Origin of the sequence: Levilactobacillus senmaizukei DSM 21775 = NBRC 103853, assembly GCF_001592085.1 — a bacterium.
Taxonomy (GTDB): domain Bacteria; phylum Bacillota; class Bacilli; order Lactobacillales; family Lactobacillaceae; genus Levilactobacillus; species Levilactobacillus senmaizukei.
Window position 1 is genome coordinate 36,805 of sequence record NZ_BCWD01000002.1, and the last position, 19,760, is coordinate 56,564.

A 19,760-nucleotide genomic window follows, 5' to 3' on the forward strand; every position below is an offset into this window, starting at 1 on the left:
ATCATAGCAGGTCTATGTTTCGTTTCTGTATTGAAATGCACCCATTCTTGTAAAGGTTACTAGGGAGAATTCGGATTGCCCACAAATGCCTATTTAACGGGGCCTTGTGCCCCTAATTTAGCGATAGCAATTATCGGTGACCGAACAAATATGGCCACTCAAAAACGGCCCCCAGCATGTGCTGGGAGCCGTTCATTAATCATTATCTGTAATTGTTGAAATTAGTCCTTGATAGCCCGAACTTCTTCGATGAACCACTTGTTGAAGGCATCGGCGTCGATATCAACGGAAACCTTGGCGTTCGTCTTACCATCATGGTAAGCGCCACGGATATCGCCGACCGTTTCACCAATGGCAGCACCATCGGTAACAACATCGATCCACATGTCCTTCGTGGTAATTGCTTCTGGGTGAAGGAGGTAGAAGATGGTGTTCACATCGTGCATGGCAATCCCGGCGTCACTATTGTCACCGTCGTGGATGATAATGTCATGCAGCATCTTGCCGGCTTCGTTCAAAGTAGGCAGGGTTTCGATGCTCTTGTGAGTTAACAGGGCCTTCATGGTGATGTCCAAACCAACCATGACGATTGGAACACCGGACTTGTACATGATAGCGGCGGCATCTGGGTCGGTGAAGACGTTGAATTCAGCGGCACTCGTCATGTTCCCCATGCTCAACGAACCACCCATGGCCACGATTTCCTTGATGTGGCTCTTAACTTCTGGGTATTCGGAGAAGAGCAACGCAATGTTAGTGTATGAACCGGTTGGAACCAAGGTAATGGGTTCGTCACTAGCCATGATTTCGTCATGCAAGGCTTCTACGGCCGTCTTCTTCAATGGCGTTGGTAGGTCAGTTGGGAAGTCATAACCAGGCATCCCGGATTCACCGTGAATCCGTGCAGCATCTTCAAAGTCCTTGAATAATGGTTGTTCAGCACCACCTGCAACGGGGATGCTTTGGTTAAAGAACCGCACAATCTTTAAAGCGTTGATCGTGGTCTTATCAACCGTTACGTTACCGGCAACCGTCGTCACCAGCTTCAAGTCAATCTTTGGGTCATTAATGGCCATGGTTAAGGCCGCTGCATCGTCAATCCCAGGATCTGTATCCATAATAATCTTAGTTGTCATCATTATTTCCTCCCAATGAATTAATTCGGTTTTTATAATTTAAGCGGCGTAACCGCTTACGTTAAACCCTTAAGTAAAGTTCCCCACTATAGCAGGGAACTGAAAATCAAGTCGAGTAGGAACAAAAATCCTAACAGGTACACTGGCCAGGCAACGTGTTTCCCCTGTCCCAGTGCGAGTTTCATCACCGGATAGCAAACGAAACCGAATGCTAGTCCCGTGGAGATACTGTTGGTGAGTGGAATCAGCACAATGATTAGAAAGGCTGGGAACCACTCGGCGAAGTCGCTCATCTTAATATTGCCAATGGCTTGCATCATGATCGCCCCGGTAATAATAATCACGGGAGCAATCGCACCGGATGGCACGTAGGCCAACAGTGGTACGAAGACCAACGACAAGGCAAACATGATGGCGGCGGTCAGCGACATCAGGCCGGTCCGACCACCCGTCTCGATCCCAGAAGCACTTTCGGCGGCCGCCACGGTTGGGCTGGTCCCCAAGAAGCTAGAAAGGAACGTGGTTACGGAACTGCCTTCAAAGGTCTTCTTGAACTTTCGTTGGTCGGGCAGTAACCCTTGCAACAAGCCCATTGACTCAAATACCAGAATCATGGTCATCGAGAAAGCGGCCAAGATGAATGGGGTTGAGAGCCAACTGGAGAAGTCATTTTGAAAGACAATCTTGTGATATTGACCTAGCCGAGCCAGATCAACCGTTGGGGTGTCGGCATCCTTGATCCCAAAGAGGAAGGCCACCAGACTAGTCGCAATGATCCCAATGAAGAAGTTTCCTTTGACCTTGCGAATATACAAGATGAAGCTCAAGACCAGACCGAACAACGCCAGGAGCGTTGCGGGTTTGGTTAAATCACCCAACACAATCAGCGACGACTTCCCGGCAACGATTAACCCGGCTTTCTCCAGACCAATCTCCACCAGGAACAGGCCAATACCGGCCGTAATCCCACTCTTTAGCGATTCTGGAATCGCCTCCGAGAGCACCGTCGACGCCTTGGTAAAGGCAATCAACATATAAACAAAGCTGGCCACCGCAGCGATCCCTAGCGCCTCACGCCAACTCAGGCCCATGTTCACGACAACGGTGTACGTGAAGAAGGCGTTCACACCCATCCCCGGCGTCAAGATGATTGGGGCATTGGCCCAAAAGGCCATGACCAAACAACCAATGATTGACGAGAAGATGGTCGCGAAGACACTCAAATCAGTGGGAATCCCAGCATCCTTTAAGATTAATGGGTTCACAATGATGATGTATGAGATGGCGAAGAAGCCAGTGACCCCTGCGATCAGTTCGTTGCGGACGACATCCTTATGTCGCAGTGCTTCTCCGAGCGTCATTTTCTCCGCCCGTTCCACCTGCGCTTGTTGCTTATCCATAAAAATCCCTATCTTTCAGTACGCCAGCTATGACGCACATAGTTCACGGGCATTGCAATCGGAAGGTCTCATACTTCCGGCTGGGTTTCACTCTCATAGAAAGGTCGACACCCGTACGAACAGCTTACCACAAGCCACTAGAATCTGTCTTGCCTGACTTTGCTAATTTGTTGACTGCAGGTTGCTAGCCTTTGACTCACAGATCCAGGAGCCTTCGGCTCCGGTTGGCCAGTATGCGGCAATAGTGAAACTAGTCCGCACTCCGGCTTCCGGGGCTGGAACGCTGTGGACACGACTTCAAGCTTCGTAAAAACCACGAATCTTGAAGGTCGGTCTTATTCTAAGGTGAGAAATTCCCTCCCCTAAGAATAATTTCACAGCTGAGCCCCGGGTCCTCCGTACTCTAAATTCCATTCTCTAATTACGGTCGGTTAACTGGCAACACCAACCTCCTGCCATTTTGAATCACTCGGCAAACACGTTCACCAGAGCGACAAATACAGCATTGTATAGTTGATTCACCTGTCAATGAAGAGCATATGGTGCCCATAACCAGCGTCTAGAGAACCAGTACTACTGGGCTACCGCTATTTCACCAATAGCGATCCCTGTAAGGCGGAGGGCGGGCCAGATGGCGCTCAGTCGTGAAATTTTCCTTATTCGAGTACTTTTCTCGGATTAGGAAAAGACTGGTCTCAGAGACCGCTCTTTGGCTCTGAGCCACGTCCACGACGTTCCAGCGCCAATCTGGCCAACCGGAGCCGATGGCTCCGCACACAAGAAAATCAAAGGCTAAACCCAGTAAAAACTGGTTTTATTGACACAGATGGCCCAGAAGCAAATGCCTCTGGGCCATCAATTGTATAGAATCACTCACAATGAGCGACGATTAGATTACCAAACGAAGAGCCCAACGATCCCGGCAGAAAGCAGGGAAACAAGGATCCCGGAAAGTAACATGTAACCAACGTTCTTAGAGATTAATTCGTTGTTTTCACGGTCAACGATCCCCTTGAAACAACCAATGATCATCCCAGTAGTTGAGAAGTTAGCAAAGGAAGTTAAGAAGACAGTTAAGATGGCACGGTAGTGAGGTGAGAACGCGTTCGTGTTGATGGTTGAAGCAATCTTACCCATAACAACGAATTCGTTCGTGACTAACTTAGTCCCCATGTATTGAGCAAAGCCGAATGCATCGTGGACGCTCAGACCCATTAACCATGCAAATGGGAACATAATGATACCCAAGATGTGTTCCAATGATAACCAAGGGTGAACCAAGCCAAGCAACTTATCGATCAGGGCTGCCAAGGCAACGAAGGCGATAACGTTTGCGGCGATGATCAAGATTAAACGACCGGCACCAAGGATGGAGTCACCCAAGAATGAGAAGAATGGTTCGCGCTTGCCGTCGTCTTCGCCATCTTCAGCAGCAGCGGCGTTTGAGCCACCAACTTTAGCGATGGTATCTTCTTCAGCAGACACTTCAACCGGGTTCAACATGTTGGTAACGATGATGGCGTTCAAGATGTTAATTGGAACGGCCGTCAGAACAAATTGACCTGGAACCATTTGGGTATATGCACCCAAGATAGAAGCGGTGATACATGACATTGACATCATAGCCAGCGTCAAGTTACGTTCCTTACGCATGCTCTTCAATTGTAATTGAGAAACGGCTAAGGCTTCAGTGTTACCTAAGAACATCATTTCAACAGAGAAGAATGATTCGAACTTAGGTTGACCAGTGATGAATGAAAGGCCACGACCAACCCACTTGATGATCCATGGCAATACCCCGATGTAAGTCAAGATATCGAACATTGGAACAACTAATAAGATTGGCAGCAATGAACTCGTAATGAAGTTCATGGTCTTAGCAGTACCACCGTAGTTAGGCGTTACCCAGTTAGGTAAGGCGAAGACGATCCCTTGGTAAGCCACTTGGACCAACCAGTTGAATCCGTCGGCAGCGCCTTGAACGATTTCACGACCGATACCGAAACTGGTGAAGAACCAGGCTAAGATTAAGTTAAGAACCAGAACGATAGCCGTAGACTTCCAGTTGATTTTCTTCTTGTTCTTTGAGAACAAGAAAGCGATTGCGAGGTAAACAATTACCCCTAAAATATTGACTGCGATTAGCATTGGTCAAAATACCTCTTTCCGATATTGTTTTGATGAATGACGCCAGTGTCATCCAAAAGTTGACTCGATGTTTCCTGCAGAAATTATGTACAGCATAACTTCTATATGTGAACGAACAGCACCAGTTCTCGACAGGTCGTCAATCCAGCGGCAAGAAAAATGGCGAAAATCTATCAATAATGATTTGTCGCTGATTGCCTGACAACTCTACGTTGCGGTCCCTGGCTTGGTGCCCCTCACCTCCTTTCAAATGGTTGTTCATTCACGGTTACTGCGTGAGTTCATTTAAAAAACTATGTCCTGCGGCGCGGGCAGCCAAACCGTAATTTTCCAAAACGGTGGCGCCCACGTCAGCTAACGTGCGGCGAATGCCTAAGGCGTGTCCCCGTGGTCGTGACGATGATGCCACGATCAAGGGAAGATACTCTCGCGTCGGTTGCATGGTCCCCACCGGGTCACTGGCCTGCGTCGCGGTGACGATTAACAAGTCGTTGGCTGCCATATCCTGAAGCACCTGCCCCAGGTATTGGTCGGCCTGAATTAACGAATCGCCAAACGCCTGCACGTCGTGTTGCCGAGCCGCGAAGCGGAAATCTGGCAACATCACGTAGGTTAACCCGGTGTCGGGATGGTTCAATCGGTTAAAGAGTACGCGAAATGCCCCGCGATTGTCCCCCAACTGGAACCGTCGGGTGCGTCGCTGGGTTTGTAAGTAACTGAGAAACGGCCCAGCTACCGTGACTGGATAACCAGCCGCTGGCAGCGTATCCAGCACGCTCTCCGTGCGATAGGCCCCGGTATAGTCCCACATTTCTCGCAAGCCGGTCGCCGGATGATTCCCGGTCGCCTGCATGTGGAGTCGGCCAAAGAACCCCGTCGGTTGGTCAACCGGGGCAATGCCCGGCAATTCATGACCAATCCGAATATTTCCTAAGCCTAACTCCTGAAATGTTGGAAGATTTAGCTGACCGGTCCAACCAGCGGCGACATGCCCGATGGTATCCGCCCCCACAGATTGAAAGCGATTTGCTTCCGGCGCTTCCCCCAAACCTAACCCGGCAAAATCGATAACGAAAATGCGATGAAAGGCCACTATTTCTCACTCCTTAGGTGAAATTCCTGTAAATTCTCCCCCGACGTTTTTTTGTCTAGTAATAATATACCTTTTCCCGCCAAGCCTGTAAATGGCCGATTTGCGAAAAGCGGAAATTCGTAATTTCCGAACATTGGCACCCTTAATTATTTCGATTGGCCCGTCCCAATCCCGGTTGCCGAACGTCCTCAAAAAGTTGATAAAAGGATTTACTAACAACAATTTGTCCTGTTTTCAAAGATCAAAAGAAAGGCTGACCCCGTGGTACTTAGGGGATCTTGGTGTGTTTCAAAATCTAATCGTTACATAGCTAAAACTGGAAAAATCTAGTTGAACCGAACGACCAACTTCCTAAAACTAAAAAACGGGCTTCAAGTTTTTTGGAGAATACTTGAAGTCCGCTAACTCTCGGAAAGGAGGTTGTGACGACTACTTAATTTCCGTTTCGAAATCATTTTAATACTTAATCGCCTCATTACTTTAATTTCCCAGCTGAGCTGTCACAGTCCAACTACAATCATATGGTTTAATTTCTGACTGTCGTTTCAGCTTGTCACGTCGAATCTAAAACTTTAATCCCTTCATCATACCAACAAGACACGCTCCAACGATTCTTATTGAAATCTTCGCATGACCCTTGTTACCACAACATCCGAGCTCTAGCTAACGCCTGGAACTGTTCTCAAGTCTGTCAACATCGCGCTTTGACAAGCGCTAAACTGAATTCCCTTATTCAATTGTCGATGGTGCTTGATTCAAATACTTTTAACACTGCCTGGAACTGCTAGAGTTCGTTAGAAGGTTTACCTTAGTTGCATTGAATCTTTCAGTATCTCGGAGTTACTCAGAAACTCTGACTCACGTTACCAAAACGGAAATCATAAATGTTCCTGTTGCTTAAGTTACCTTACCGATGTTACTGTCACAACCTTTGATACCTTTCCATGGCTTTACTATAGCACTCGTTGTAAGCGTTTGCAATCAAAATGCGTAAATTTTCTTCCCTAATTAAATAAAAAAATACTGCCAGTGATCAGCGACCACTAACAGCATTTCCGCAAAGTATGAATCAATTCCAGGCAAATCCATGGGTTCTTGTTTGGAGGAAAGGTTCACAGAATGAGCTCAGTAAATTGATTCCATATTAAGTAATTGGAGCAATGATTCATGCGGAGCTTTTACTCAACGCACACCCTAGTTATACCGCGAATCACGGCCCATTGCACCCTTTTTGACCGCCTAAATTAGCCGGTCTGGTAACGAATGCCGGGCGCTAGGCGTTCCGCTCCGGAAAAAACTTTTAGCCTATTTCCAGACTGGCTTATCACCATCGGTGTTGGGCTTGTTAACGCCCAAGGATTCATGAATGGCTTGCGTTGGATTGGCCACCAGCTTCGTGACCAAGGCCGCAATCGACTTCCGTGAGACTTCGGTTCCCTTGAAGGCCTCACCCTTCTTAGTCGTTTCGTAGTCAATCTCATCATGATTGGATAACCAGGCCGGCCGGATGATCGTGTAGTCCAGGTCGGACCCTTCAATGGTCTTCGCTGCGGCGGCGTAAGTTTCAAGGTAGCCCCCGTCCAGCATCTGGTGATTCCACTTGCCGTAAGCCCCAGGGACCTCATCGTAAATGCCTAACGTGGAAATCCAGATCAGGCGCTTCACACCGGTGGCATCCATGGCACTGACAACTGCCTTGGCTTCATCCTCAATCTTACCGGCCAGGTTGGCATAGACGACATCGATTCCGGCTAAGGCGGCCTTCAAGTCGTCGGCGTTGCCGGCATCACCATCGATCACCTTGACCCGGTCACTTGCCTTATCGGCTAACCGGTCGGCGTTGCGCAGGAATAACGTCAAATGGTTGTCGGGATTGGCCAACAGTTGGTCGGTTGCTAAACGAGCAATTTGCCCATGAGCACCTAATACTAATACGTTTGTCATTGTACAGAACCCCTTTTCTTTTTATCTACGGTTATACTGTAACTCTGGCAATTACATTTAGCAAGCAAAGAGGTTTAAACTTTTTCGGCTACCGCAGGTAGCTGATTCTTTATCTATTGTCCCCCAATACTCCTCGGTCGCCTTGCGGCGCTTTCGGCGCTGGAACGCTGTGGACACGACTTCAAGCCTTGAAACCCGCAAGTCTTGAAGGTCGGCCTTATTCTAAGCCGCCCAGCCCGCGACTAAGAATAACCTCACAGCTGAGTGCCCGCGCCTCCAGGCTCCCCGTTTAATTCAAAAGCCAGTCCGACCTTGCCCAGTACCCGTGTCCCTTCATTCCGACAAAAAGGCATCGACCAATTGGTCGATGCCTATAAAACAAATATGCTATTATTTCTTCTTCGGTCTTAGTTTCAGCCAAGCATAGCCGGCAATGCCCAGGAAGATTGCGCCAAATCGTAGAACAACGTCAATCCCCCAGTCGCTGAGTTTGTCCTTACCGTTCGACCGGCCACCGGCATCGGTCCCAAAGCTACCAGTGTTTTCACTGCTGATGTTGACCCGACGCGCCTCTTGGACTGGATTCTTGTTCGTCATGTCAATGTCCTTATAGTCGCTTTGACTCCAGTGGCTGTAGACCGTTGGGAAAAACCAAGCGTAACTAATGACCAGATAGACTGTCCACCAGGACCACTTGAAGCCCATGGACTGTGGATCGAGATTCATGACGATTAAGATCAAGATGAGTGGGATTAGCCCCTTTAAGTAAATCCGTTTCATGTCGCTGTCTCCTTATTACAAGTTCAGTAAATAAAAAGCATCAGCTTGTCAGCTGGTGCTAGCTCTAACTAGATTAACATAAGCGTGACGCCCTTGATGGGAGTCAGGCTATCGCCGAGGTCACCGAAAATCAATGGCTTCTTGAAGACCGCTTGGTCCAGTTCGACGAGGTTCGTTTTTTCAATCGTTAGATGATAACGGCCATGCCGGTCCCGACGAAGTTCGTAGTTCACGAAACGTTGTTCGGGGGCGTAATTCGCGAAGTGCGCGGCATAATGGCCGAGCTGATGGGATACAACTAGACGAATCCCGTTTTCATCTTCAAAGATATGCAAAATTGTTCACTCCTATATTAATTAGAACTGCCGCTACCGGGCTAGTCACTTTCAGCCGCGGTAGCTGCGCTAAGTTCTTAAACCACTCAGCGTCGCTAACGCGTTCCTCTTTGTGTTCTGATTGTACCATACTTACTTAAAAAAATTTAGTAGGCGCCAAAACTCCCTTAAAATTCATAATGTTTTGACCAATAACTCTTGTTGTCAGCGAATAACAATGATTCAATATTAAGTAGACGGTTTTCAATAGCCTACGAGATTGTATGGAAGTTGGTAGAGGTTGGCTCGCCTGCGGCGGCTAGGTTTCGCGCTGTGGGCACGCTTTAGAGCCAAAGGACGGTCTCTAAAGTCGGCCATGCTCTAAGTGGGAAAAATCCCCACTAAGACCATTGTCACTGCGCTTCACCTAGCCGCCTCCGGCTTTTGATCGACCACTATGGTCACCAAAAGCCTTTAGCCATCTACGTTAGCGGTCAATTTTACTAATATTATTTCACAAATCTCCACCTATTATAGAAATAATATTTACAGGCGAGTTAATCGTACCCCACCGATAAGGCACAACCGCTATGATGAGAGCGACTCAACAGCGCGGAATAACCACTTAACTTTCCTGAGTAAGTAGGCACCCTGCCTGAGAACAAGTATTTACGCCCATTGGCGCAAACTGACAACTGATTGATTTGATTAATCAGTTGTCACTATAATTGAGACAACGACACAGGCAGCTCGCCCCCAGCCCGGGCTCAGCCGTGGCACTGCCTTAGGGGAGCGAACTTCTCCGCTTAGGCAGAACGGACCTTCAAGACCGCCCTTTGGCTTGAAGTCCTGTTCACAGCGTTCCAGCCCATCCGGGCTGGGGGCGAGCGAGACAGAACCATCTACCTTAAATAAAACACTTATCAAACTAAAACGGAGGTTCACAATGGCAAATACCAAAAATAGTCAGGCGGCCAAGATCCGCCAACAAATTATGACGTGGCTTCAGGATGACCAAATCACCGAAGTCGCCTCTGATGAAAAATTCCCCGGCATTCGTGGACTACGGGCCGTCACCTTACGTCAGATGTTAGGTGACCAGGGCTATACGAGGTCCGTCGTCATGGGTGCGGTGTCCGCCGCCCCTTCAATCGATGGCCGGATCAAGAAGGCCGCGGTAACGCCCCGGCAGGTCTACTACTATTTCGACAGCAAGGGGCCAGCCCCCAAGCGGCAACACCACCCGGCTGCCGCGCCTAAGCCCGCGGCCAAGAAGTCCATTACTAAGCCTAAGCAGACGACCAGCGCCCCAACCAAGGTGGCGGCCAGCTCCACGGCCACGCCCGTTTCCAGTGCGACGACCGCTCCGATCGCTTCGGCGGCCCCAGCCAGTCAAGCCACAGTTACACCAACGGCCACTGCCGGCGGTATCGTGGCCACCAATGCTTTCGAACAATTGATGACCACCAACACCGATCTGGCCAACCAGGTGGATGCCCTGTTAACCGCCGCGCAGGTGCAACGACCACTGAGTGATCTGGACCTTGATTTTCTCAGCAACTTTGCCACGGCCGTGACCCGGCAGAGTGAACTGTTACGGAACTACGCCACCCAGTCTAAGATCGAACAGTTACGGAGTTAGTTAGTTATAATATTCGATAATCCCCTAAATCTTTCAGCCAGAGGGACTATTTTTCCAAATTCCCTTGACTTTTTGCCGACTGACCATTACTCTGTTATAAATTACCTTAATGGGGGACGAGTTACATGGCACTGCACGAAGATAATCGAGTATTCTGTAAAAAAACTGAACTATTTTCCGATTCATTCTATGGCACCGTTACTAAACTCTACGAACACTCAGTTATCGTTAAAGTCGAACCCGACCAATTATCCAAGAAAGAAACGGATAAGATCGATTCATTCGGCGACTTAGTCGTTATCCGGATGAGTGAACTTCAACTGGTCGACGCAGATGGTAATGCCATCGATGAACCCGAAGAAGACGAAGAAGAAGTCGAAGCAGCTGAATAAGCAAATGAAAACGGAGAAGCCTGGTGAGTAACCGGCTTCTCCGTTTTTTATTACTTAATCATTAGTGGGGCCATCGATGATATCCGCCAGTTGGCGCATCAGGTCGGGAACGACCCCGCTCAAGATGTCGCTGACGTGCTCTTCAACCCGCCGGCCCCGCGCCGTGATTTGAAAGACGTGGTAACGCCGGTCCGTTGGTAAGGTTTCGTCTTGGATAAACCCACCGTTGAGCAACCGACTGATTTGAATGGATACCATGGATTGGCCGACGTTTAGACGCCGAGACAATTCACTGGTACTGATTTTTTCTGATGCCAGTTCATGGAGAATTCGATATTGTTCAAACGTAATCGCATCCCCAGTGCTCGGGCGTTTGATAAATGGCCGGAGTAACGAATTCAATTGGTGAATCCGTTCTACATCTACGGCTAACTTGTTGGCTTCCATCATGACGCTCTTCCTCCTCGTGACCACCAGCAATTCTGAATTAATTGCCGATGTGTCTTTAACATAGTCATCGTGCATATTAGCAAGTAAGGCGGCAAACAGATTGTTGTCTAACTTGCCCTACCTAAATATCCTATCATAGATAACCGACTATATTATGAACAAATCACATCTCAGCCAAACTTTTTATTATTTCGCTTATATAGCGGGCTTATGAGCCATTATTTCGACTGTTACACGCAGTTTATAAACGACTATCGTTCGTCATTTAGATGTAAGGAATCGTTATTTCCCCGGTCAATCTCACGGACGATCCGCTTGATGTCAGCCCCCTTAATTTCTTTATCAAAGCCAGCCTTATGCAAGACCTCTTTGGCAAAGATCTCCTTGGATAATTGATACAGCTCGGATACCGCATCCAGCCAATCATTGGAAGCATTCACTGAATTAGTCCGCGCTCGAACGGCCTGTTCGGCCTGCTCCAACCGCAACACAGCTTGAGCATCCGTTAAGCTCTTCCGTAGTCTGGGCTCCGAGTCCCAAATGACCATTTCCATATGATTGGCCAGGTCAATTCGAACTTTGGGCTTCCCATTTGTCTTGGCGACCTCGTTGATGTGACGAACGAATTGGCCACCAATCCAACTGGTATGATTCCGACTCTTGGGTACCTCTGTCGGGATAAACATCAACGGGCCAATCACAAAGGGCACCCGTCCCGTCAAATGGAGATACCGATAAAACATCGTCATATCAAACCACGAAATTCCATTATCTTCGGCTAACCGATTCAACAACATTCGTGGCCGCACCTTGGTGCGATAGAACCCCTCGGTCCGCGACCAAACAATGGTATCAAATGAACTACGCTTAGGTCCCCGAATATTCTTGATAAAGATCACTTCGGTCCAGTCAATGTCTAATGATTTACCGGGAACGACGCGCTTAACGTCCTCTTGTCGAATCTTGGTAAAATCCACACACCCCGCCGATTCGACCTGTTCTCGATACTTAGCGGATAATCCCCTAGTACTCAGCCATGCCTTCATAAGTTTTGCAAGATTCGGGACTATCTAGACACTTCTTAACGTTGCATGCCTTCCAGTTGCCCGGCTATAGATTCTCACAAAACACGAATAATAGCAAGAAATATACACTTATTTTTTAAAATATGCATTGCTGTTCGCACTCTACAATTTGCCTAGTAACAGGTTTCTAGGCAACATTATCGGCTAAACAGATAACGAACAATAATATATTTTATACTGGTTTAATTCGATTTTTCTCATAAAATCGGCTCGATTCTCACGAGATTTCCATGCAACGCTGACCAATTCTTGCTATACTCGGCAGTACTAGAGAGAAGGGGTAAAATGCAACCGTTGCGGCACACTTTGGGTGATTTACTAACCAACGCTCGCTTGGTCTTGGCCAACGAGGCACCAATCGAAACCGTCCTCAAGAATACGGGCATTCCATCTTGGTACCTGGCTGAACTGGAAAAAGATCACATTGCTAAGCCCAATCCAGACTTTCTGACCCTCATTTTGCAGTGCTACGAGCTCACCTACGCCCAAGCGGTTAAGCTGCGGCGAACCGACCACATCACGTCAGCCCTCTCCGAAATGGCCTACTACAAGCATCAACGCCTGGTGACCTATCAGCAACAGCAAGAAATGCAATGGCCCGACAGCGCCGATTTTGCCCAGCACCACTCACGAGTGGAAATGCCCAATCCCAACGCCGTCAACAGCTATGCCGACATCATGCGGTGCGTCCGGGTTCAGATTGAATGGCATCCCGTGGCGATCGCCTGCATCTTCTACCGGGTCTCACCCATGGAATACTGGCAGATGGAGGCCGAACAACTCTACGTGACGCCGAGTGTAATTAACATGCTGTGTCACCGGCTAGAGGTGCCCGACCTGGATGAGTTGCTGGCCGCACCCGACCTCTTTGCCACGATCTGTGATCACTTGGGTCTGGAAAAGGAAAAGCTCCCGACCACGTTGCGGATGCCGGGAGAATAAGTGATAGCCAACTACCCTGCTCATTGATTTGAGCAGGGTTTTTTCTCGTGAGAAACAAGACAAGTTATGATAAGAATCAGAACACATCGACCAAGTCTGGATGTGCAAAGTGCCCAATATTGATAAAATAAAATCAATTGTAACGACTACTAAGAACCGTCGTGAAGTCTTCACCGACGTCACCCAAACAGAAAAAGTCAGCGTAAAGCATCTAAATGACTTGATCGTCCAACACCATTACCTGCGTGACTCGACTGGTGAGCTCTGGGTCGACTTCGATCATCCGTTAGAGAACGTCCAGGCAGACTTTGCTGCCTACCGTCAGCGGCTAGGACTGATGAGCCCACAAGAGATCTACGAACTACGAAGCAGTCTTGGCCCAACTGTTCGCGAATTTTCCGAAAAGTTGGGCCTAGGTTCGTCCACCGTTTCTCAAATCGAGAACAATCAACGCGTCCAAACTGGCTATCAAGATAATCTATTCAAATGGGCGAAAGGGATCCACTTTAATGCCACCGTAAAACCCGACAACCCAAAAACATAACACCTCAACCTTCATCATCACCTGTTGTCCGTTCTTAAACACGGTCGCGAACGAATCTGTTCGGAACTTTTTATATTATCGAAACTGATGCCAGTGCACACCCGAACAGTGTTACACTGATCAGTAAATAAGTAAAAAAATGAGGCGATCAAATGACTATCAAGATTCGCCGGCTCATTCTTACCGGTCTTTCACTCGTACTAATTGGCGGGGTATTGTCCCCGACTGTCGTCCAAGCGGCAACCACCGATCCGTCGGCGACTACTTCTGATCCCAGTGACACTGGCACCACCGTTACTTTCGGCGCCATGCAATTGCCCTACGTCTTAATCACGGATAGCCATGGAAAAACAACTAAGGTTCCCTGGTATCCTGATGTCAAATCCCAGATTATTCCTCGTGACACAATTCTCGGAGATGACAACGGGCTCACCTTTGCAAATGATCTAAAAGCTTCGGAGCCAAATCATCCCGACACCCCAGGGACTGCTGGAAAGATGGCCCAGCTGGCAGACTCCGGCAGCACACTGAAGCCTGGTGACAAATTTGCTGACTACCTAATTTCACGACGCGTGTATTCCGCAGCTAAGACTTCTGCCGACATAACCTCCATCTATGAAACCATCGCCTATTCCTATGCTTGGTTATTCGAATCGCTTGCCAAAGCCCAACTGCATCAGACCAACTTTACAGCTATCCACGCAGATTACATCCAGAATGTCTTATCAAAACTTAAGCCAGAAAAAGATATGATCGGTAGTGAAAACTGGCAACTGTTTGAAAATACTATGTCGGATGAGAGCAAATTTAATGATATGGCATCAGCCTTATTAAATGACACCGCCGAATTCCACTTAGATAGTCTCACAGTCGATCAACTGGCCCGGTTGGATCCCACAGCCTCAAAAACTGCCGAGGCTAAGTTACTGCAAACACCGATGACTGATCTCGTCACGAAACAAACCGACGGGACCATGTTAGCCGATGGACTCCTAAGTAGCTCTTCCTTACCATCCGCCTATGTCCTTAAATCCGTAGCATCGTCTACGGCTACCAGCCACCCTGTCACCGTCCACTACGTCGATGAACAAGGCAACACCTTGAAGCCAGACAAGACCTTAACGGGTTCACTCGGCGAAGACTACAAGACGGAACCACTCAGTATCGATGGCTACCAACTTGTTAAGACGACTGGTGATGGATCTGGCAAGTTTACCAGTTCCGATCAATCCGTCACTTACACCTATCGCAAAGCAGCGGCCAACATTGTGGTTAAGGACAGCGTAGTCTACGCCACCAAGAAAATTGGCCTCTACGCATCCCCAAAGTTCAGTAAGCAGGCTCTCTTGACCACCTACGCTAAGAAGTCTCGGATGAACCGGCCAATGTTCAAGGTCATCGGCACCGCTACCTCGAAGAACGGCGTCAAGCACTACAAGGTGAAGGACCTCAACGGTAAAGGAACGACTGGTTACATCACGACCAAGTCCAGCTACGTTACGCCACTCTACTATGCTAAGAAGCAAAAGCGCGTGACCGTGATTAACGCTAATGGCCTTAACTCTTATACCAAGAGTAATTTGACTGGTAAGGCGGCTCACTACAAGCAAGGTCAAGTCCTCAAAATAAAGCAGATTATTCACCACAACCTGACCACCCGCTTCGTCCTTAACAATGGCAAATACATCTCTGCCAACAAAAAAACTGGTCATCGCGGGTAAGTACAAGATGCCTAAGCGCGTCCAAGCCAAGACGGCGATCAACCGTTACGGGACGGCTAACCTGACGAAGAAGAACAAGCACTTCGCCAAGAAGTCTACCTTCACCATTAAAGGCTGGGCCTACTCCAATACCAACAACTTCCGCAAGGGCGACACTCTGCGGTATAAGGTTGCCGGTGGTTACATCACCGGAAATTCTCGTTTTATCAAAACCTTCAGATAGAAAATTAATAACAACTTCTTCAAGTCCCGAACGAACTGGTCCGGGACTTTTTGTTTGTCTTGCCTATATTCTTTTTATCATCGAACAATGTTAAACTATAGATGTATAAATATGAAAAAAGTGAGGCGTTCGCATGGATAAATGGACTATCAAATTACTCATTGCCAGTTTTTCGTTGTTCCTAATTGGCAGCGTTTCCACACCAATAACTGTTCAAGCTGCCAGTAATGCCCCCGGTTCCGAGACAACTGACCCTGGGACCTCTACAGCGACAACTATACATTTCGATACTTATGAATCCCCTTATATTATGATCTATGATGGTACCAATGCGCCCACCAAAAATTATTGGTATCCACAAGCCGACTCACAGACTTATACTCTGGCCGAAATTTCAGCTCCAGACTTTGCGGCAACTTACCCCAAAGGCGTCACGGACCCACTAATGGTAGAAGAAACCACTGATATGATGAAAAAGCATGCCTTCGCAAAATTTTCAGTTTTCCTTGATGATAGTTTAGCACAACACGTTTATGATCATTTTTATCCTCAGGGAGCAGATGACGGCGAGTCATATATCCAGCTACATACCATGTACATGCACTACTGTCTCTGGGCCATCAAAATGGGTGCGGAACAAAAATTAGGAACCTTCAACTTCACGGCTGCTAAGCATGAATATTATGCCACAATCCGACCATTGCTTGCCCGTCTTGATGTACTTCAACCAGGTGGCACTTCTTACGTTTCGCACCTCGATCCCATCTTTGCAGCCGACAACGATACAGATAGTCTTATACCTTCCCTGGGCGCGGTTCCATCATTTCATCTCACTCAACTCAATACTAAACAACTTGCTAGATTGGATCCCGCGGCCTCCGAAGAAAAAGATACCCAAATACTTAAAAAGCCGGTAAGTACCTATATTCAGAATGTTAATGGCAAAGTTCAAGCCGATGGTGCCATATTTACGGGACTGTTTCAGCCGCTTACGGTGGTCTTATCACCCGAACCAAGTGTCGCTCACGCCACCAGCCACCCCGTCACCGTCCACTACGTCGATGAACAAGGCAATACCTTGAAGCCAGACAAAACCTTAACGGGCTCACTCGACGATAACTACAAGACGGAACCACTCAGTATCACTGGTTACAAGCTGGTTAAGACGACAGGCGACGAATCTGGTAAGTTTACCAGCTCCGATCAATCCGTCACCTACACCTATCGCAAGGCTCCGGCCGACGTGGTGGTTAAGAACAGCGTGGTCTACGCTACCAAGAAGATTAGTCTCTATAGTTCCCCAACTTTTACCAAAAAAGCCATCAAACAAACTTACGCCAAGAAATCGCGGATGAACCGGCCTATGTTTAAAGTCATCGGCACCGCTACCTCAAAGAACGGCGTTAAACGTTACAAGGTTAAGGACCTCAATGGTAAAGGAACGACCGGCTACATCACCGCAAACAGTGATTACGTTGCGCCACTCTACTATGCCAAGAACCAAAGCAAGATTACCGTGATTAATCCTAAGGGTCTCAACGCCTACAGCCGGAAGAATCTGACTGGCAAGGTAGCCCACTACAAGCAAGGCAAAGTGCTCAAGGTGACTCAGATTGTTCACCACAACCTGACGACTCGCTTCGTTCTCAGCAATGGGAAATACGTCTCCGCCAACAAGAAACTGGTGATTACCGGCAAGTACAAGATGCCTAAGCGCGTCCAAGCCAAGACGGCCATTAACCGTTACGGTACCGCCAACCTGACGAAACGCAATCGCCACTATGCCAAGAAGACGCATGCCACCTTTAACGTGACCGGCTGGGCTTACTCCAACGCGAATAACTTCCGCAAGGGAGACACCTTGCGATACAAGGTTGCCGGTGGCTACATCACCGCAAATAACCATCTCGTTAAAGCGCTCAAGTAATCCCCGCTTTCTCAACTCCCCCAAGGTCAAGACGTCAAGGTCTTGACCTTTTATTTATCTGCACACCCAGTTTTTTAATATCGATTTGTGCTAGACTGAGCATATAAATAACTGAAAACTATGAGGTGATGAGATGTCAAAATTAGTTCGCCGGCTCGTTCTAGCTGGCCTCACATTAAGTTTACTTGGTGGTATCGTCACACCAACACTGGCTCAAGCAGCAACAACTACGCCGGCCACTACTGATACAACGGAGCCTCAAGACTCTGTCAATTATCAATTTGCATCGATTCAGGCGCCTTACAATCGGATCACCGATGAACAAGGTCAGACGACCAAGGTTCCTTGGTATCCAGGGACATCTACGAATCCTTTTCCCCAGAGCTATGCTTCCTCGGATGTAAAAGTCGAACTTTCTTTACCGTTCGTCAAATATGATGATCCTGAAACTTCGACACCTCGCTTTATCGCGCGTGGAATGCTGAGCCTCGCCAAGGATGGGGTAAGCGTCGATCCGGATGAATCCTTAGCGGAATACCTAGCACCGCGTAATGGTTATAGTAGCTCCTTCAGTCCGGATGACTTAACAACCTACTTTACCAATTATTCTTACGTCTATTCATGGCTTTATAAGGTCGCGGCACAAACAAAACTTGGTACACGCAGCTATAGTGATATCAAAAAGGACCTCAATGGCAACGTCATGGAAAAGTTAGCGGAAATGGAGGATATCTATTCAGCAATTCCAATGACTGAGGGCATGAGCAACTATCTTGGCAAAACCGCAGCCGACTTTAAGGTAACTGCCTCCCAAATTCTTAAAAGTGAATCCATGATATTCCTAACCGATTCAACCGAACGACTGGCTCGATTAGACCCTCAAGCCTCAGCAGACAAGGAGCGTGATCTACTCAAGCAACCCGTCAAGAGTTTTATTATCCCACAAAAAGATAGTAGCGATCCCGAGAGAACGACTTACATCGCTGACGGCCAATTAAGCACCATCGCATCGCCAAACTGTTTCGTCTTTAAGGCCGCCACACCAGCAACAATGCCCAGCGCTACCAGCCACCCTGTCACCGTCCACTATGTCGACGACCAAGGCAAGACCTTGAAGCCGGACAAAACATTAACGGGTTCCCTGGGTGATAGCTATAATGCGGAGCCACTTAACATCGCTGGCTACAAGCTGGTCAAGACGACCGGTGACGAATCCGGTAAATTTACCAGCGCCAAGCAAGCCGTTACCTACACCTATCGTAAGGTTGCGGCCGATGTTGCCGTTAAAAACAGCGTCGTTTATGCTACCAAGAAGATTGGCCTCTACAGGTCCCCAACTTTCAGTAAAAAAGCCCTTAAGACCATGTACGCCAAGAAGTCCCGGATGAACCGGCCCACGTTCAAGGTCATTGGCACCGCTACCTCGAAAAACGGCGTCAAGCGCTACAAGGTTAAGGATCTCAATGGTAAAGGGACCACCGGATACATCACGGCTAATGCCGGGTATGTGGCACCGCTCTACTATGCCAACCAGCCAACCAAAGTTACCGTGATCAATCCTAAGGGGCTCAATGCCTACTCAAAGAAGAATCTGACGCACAAGCGGTCGCATTACCAGCAAGGTCAAGTCCTCAGGGTTAAAAAGATTGTCAACCATAACCTGACGACGCGCTTACAACTCAGTAACGGTAAATACGTCTCTGCCAACAAGAAGTTGGTCATCGCTGGCAAATATACGATGCCGAAGCACGTTCGGGCCAAGACGGGTATCAACCGTTATGGCACGGCTAACCTGACCAAGAGGAATAAGCATTTTGCTAAGGGCAAGACGCTTAAGGTTACCGGCTGGGCCTACTCCAATGCCCACAATTTCCGTAAAGGCGACACGCTACGTTACCGAGTCTCTGGTGGCTATATCACGGGGAATAAGCGATTCGTGAGTCCTTTCAAGTAAAAATTAATTAAAACAAATAAAAACGACGGTCAAAACCAAATTGGTTTTGACCGCCGTTTCGTTTA

General features: G+C 48.1%; 17 protein-coding genes. 8 read left to right on the forward strand and 9 right to left on the reverse strand.

The features are described 5' to 3' along the window. Nucleotides 1-221: 221 nt before the first annotated feature. The 7 genes from rihC to LSE01S_RS01000 all read right to left on the reverse strand — a co-directional run bounded on the left by rihC (nt 222) and on the right by LSE01S_RS01000 (nt 8,836). Nucleotides 222-1,136, reverse strand: a complete 915-nt coding sequence (gene rihC / locus LSE01S_RS00970; RefSeq protein ID WP_061775762.1) for a ribonucleoside hydrolase RihC — start codon at nt 1,134-1,136, stop codon at nt 222-224. An 86-nt stretch (nt 1,137-1,222) separates the two neighbouring features. Then, the gene (locus tag LSE01S_RS00975) at nt 1,223-2,536 is read right to left on the reverse strand and encodes an NCS2 family permease (RefSeq protein ID WP_061775763.1); all 1,314 of its coding nucleotides are present in this window, start codon (nt 2,534-2,536) and stop codon (nt 1,223-1,225) included. An 894-nt stretch (nt 2,537-3,430) separates the two neighbouring features. Continuing rightward, a complete protein-coding gene (locus LSE01S_RS00980) occupies nt 3,431-4,684 on the reverse strand; it encodes a NupC/NupG family nucleoside CNT transporter (RefSeq protein WP_061775764.1) in 1,254 nt (417 codons plus the stop codon). Nucleotides 4,685-4,952: 268 nt separating this feature from the next. Beyond that, nucleotides 4,953-5,777 (reverse strand): alkaline phosphatase family protein, encoded by an 825-nt coding sequence (locus tag LSE01S_RS00985; RefSeq protein ID WP_061775765.1) that lies wholly within the window; start codon nt 5,775-5,777, stop codon nt 4,953-4,955. A gap of 1,305 nt (nt 5,778-7,082) precedes the next feature. Beyond that, nucleotides 7,083-7,721, reverse strand: coding sequence for an SDR family oxidoreductase (locus LSE01S_RS00990; protein WP_061775766.1), 639 nt, complete (start codon nt 7,719-7,721; stop codon nt 7,083-7,085). Between the two features lie 390 nt (nt 7,722-8,111). Then, the gene (locus LSE01S_RS00995) at nt 8,112-8,501 is read right to left on the reverse strand and encodes a hypothetical protein (protein WP_061775767.1); all 390 of its coding nucleotides are present in this window, start codon (nt 8,499-8,501) and stop codon (nt 8,112-8,114) included. Between the two features lie 68 nt (nt 8,502-8,569). Further along, the gene (locus LSE01S_RS01000) at nt 8,570-8,836 is read right to left on the reverse strand and encodes a hypothetical protein (RefSeq protein ID WP_061775768.1); all 267 of its coding nucleotides are present in this window, start codon (nt 8,834-8,836) and stop codon (nt 8,570-8,572) included. A 925-nt stretch (nt 8,837-9,761) separates the two neighbouring features. On the opposite strand from LSE01S_RS01000, the gene LSE01S_RS01005 reads away from it, so the two are divergent. Then, complete coding sequence (locus tag LSE01S_RS01005) at nt 9,762-10,457, forward strand: hypothetical protein (RefSeq protein ID WP_061775769.1); 696 nt, start codon at nt 9,762-9,764, stop codon at nt 10,455-10,457. Between the two features lie 125 nt (nt 10,458-10,582). Further along, nucleotides 10,583-10,849 (forward strand): hypothetical protein, encoded by a 267-nt coding sequence (locus tag LSE01S_RS01010; RefSeq protein ID WP_061775770.1) that lies wholly within the window; start codon nt 10,583-10,585, stop codon nt 10,847-10,849. 54 nt (nt 10,850-10,903) lie between these two features. Here the strand turns inward: LSE01S_RS01010 and LSE01S_RS01015 are convergent, their stop codons facing one another. Both LSE01S_RS01015 and LSE01S_RS01020 read right to left on the reverse strand, forming a co-directional pair. Then, on the reverse strand, nt 10,904-11,299 hold the full coding sequence (locus tag LSE01S_RS01015) for a MarR family winged helix-turn-helix transcriptional regulator (protein WP_061775771.1): 396 nt from the start codon (nt 11,297-11,299) through the stop codon (nt 10,904-10,906). Between the two features lie 251 nt (nt 11,300-11,550). Beyond that, complete coding sequence (locus LSE01S_RS01020; RefSeq protein WP_061775772.1) at nt 11,551-12,345, reverse strand: hypothetical protein; 795 nt, start codon at nt 12,343-12,345, stop codon at nt 11,551-11,553. 324 nt (nt 12,346-12,669) lie between these two features. Between LSE01S_RS01020 and LSE01S_RS01025 the strand changes: the two genes are divergently transcribed. From LSE01S_RS01025 to LSE01S_RS01045, 6 genes are all read left to right on the forward strand, one after another. Beyond that, nucleotides 12,670-13,326, forward strand: coding sequence for a hypothetical protein (locus tag LSE01S_RS01025; protein WP_061775773.1), 657 nt, complete (start codon nt 12,670-12,672; stop codon nt 13,324-13,326). 109 nt (nt 13,327-13,435) lie between these two features. Next, the gene (locus tag LSE01S_RS01030) at nt 13,436-13,870 is read left to right on the forward strand and encodes a helix-turn-helix domain-containing protein (protein WP_061775774.1); all 435 of its coding nucleotides are present in this window, start codon (nt 13,436-13,438) and stop codon (nt 13,868-13,870) included. A 152-nt stretch (nt 13,871-14,022) separates the two neighbouring features. Continuing rightward, nucleotides 14,023-15,591, forward strand: coding sequence for a MucBP domain-containing protein (locus LSE01S_RS10750; RefSeq protein WP_082622304.1), 1,569 nt, complete (start codon nt 14,023-14,025; stop codon nt 15,589-15,591). Between the two features lie 7 nt (nt 15,592-15,598). Further along, nucleotides 15,599-15,814, forward strand: coding sequence for a DUF5776 domain-containing protein (locus LSE01S_RS10755; protein ID WP_082622305.1), 216 nt, complete (start codon nt 15,599-15,601; stop codon nt 15,812-15,814). A 133-nt stretch (nt 15,815-15,947) separates the two neighbouring features. Beyond that, entirely contained in the window at nt 15,948-17,741 is a 1,794-nt protein-coding gene (locus LSE01S_RS01040) for a DUF5776 domain-containing protein (RefSeq protein WP_061775775.1), read from the forward strand. 133 nt (nt 17,742-17,874) lie between these two features. Then, a complete protein-coding gene (locus LSE01S_RS01045) occupies nt 17,875-19,695 on the forward strand; it encodes a DUF5776 domain-containing protein (protein ID WP_061775776.1) in 1,821 nt (606 codons plus the stop codon). The last annotated feature ends 65 nt before the right edge of the window (nt 19,696-19,760 follow it).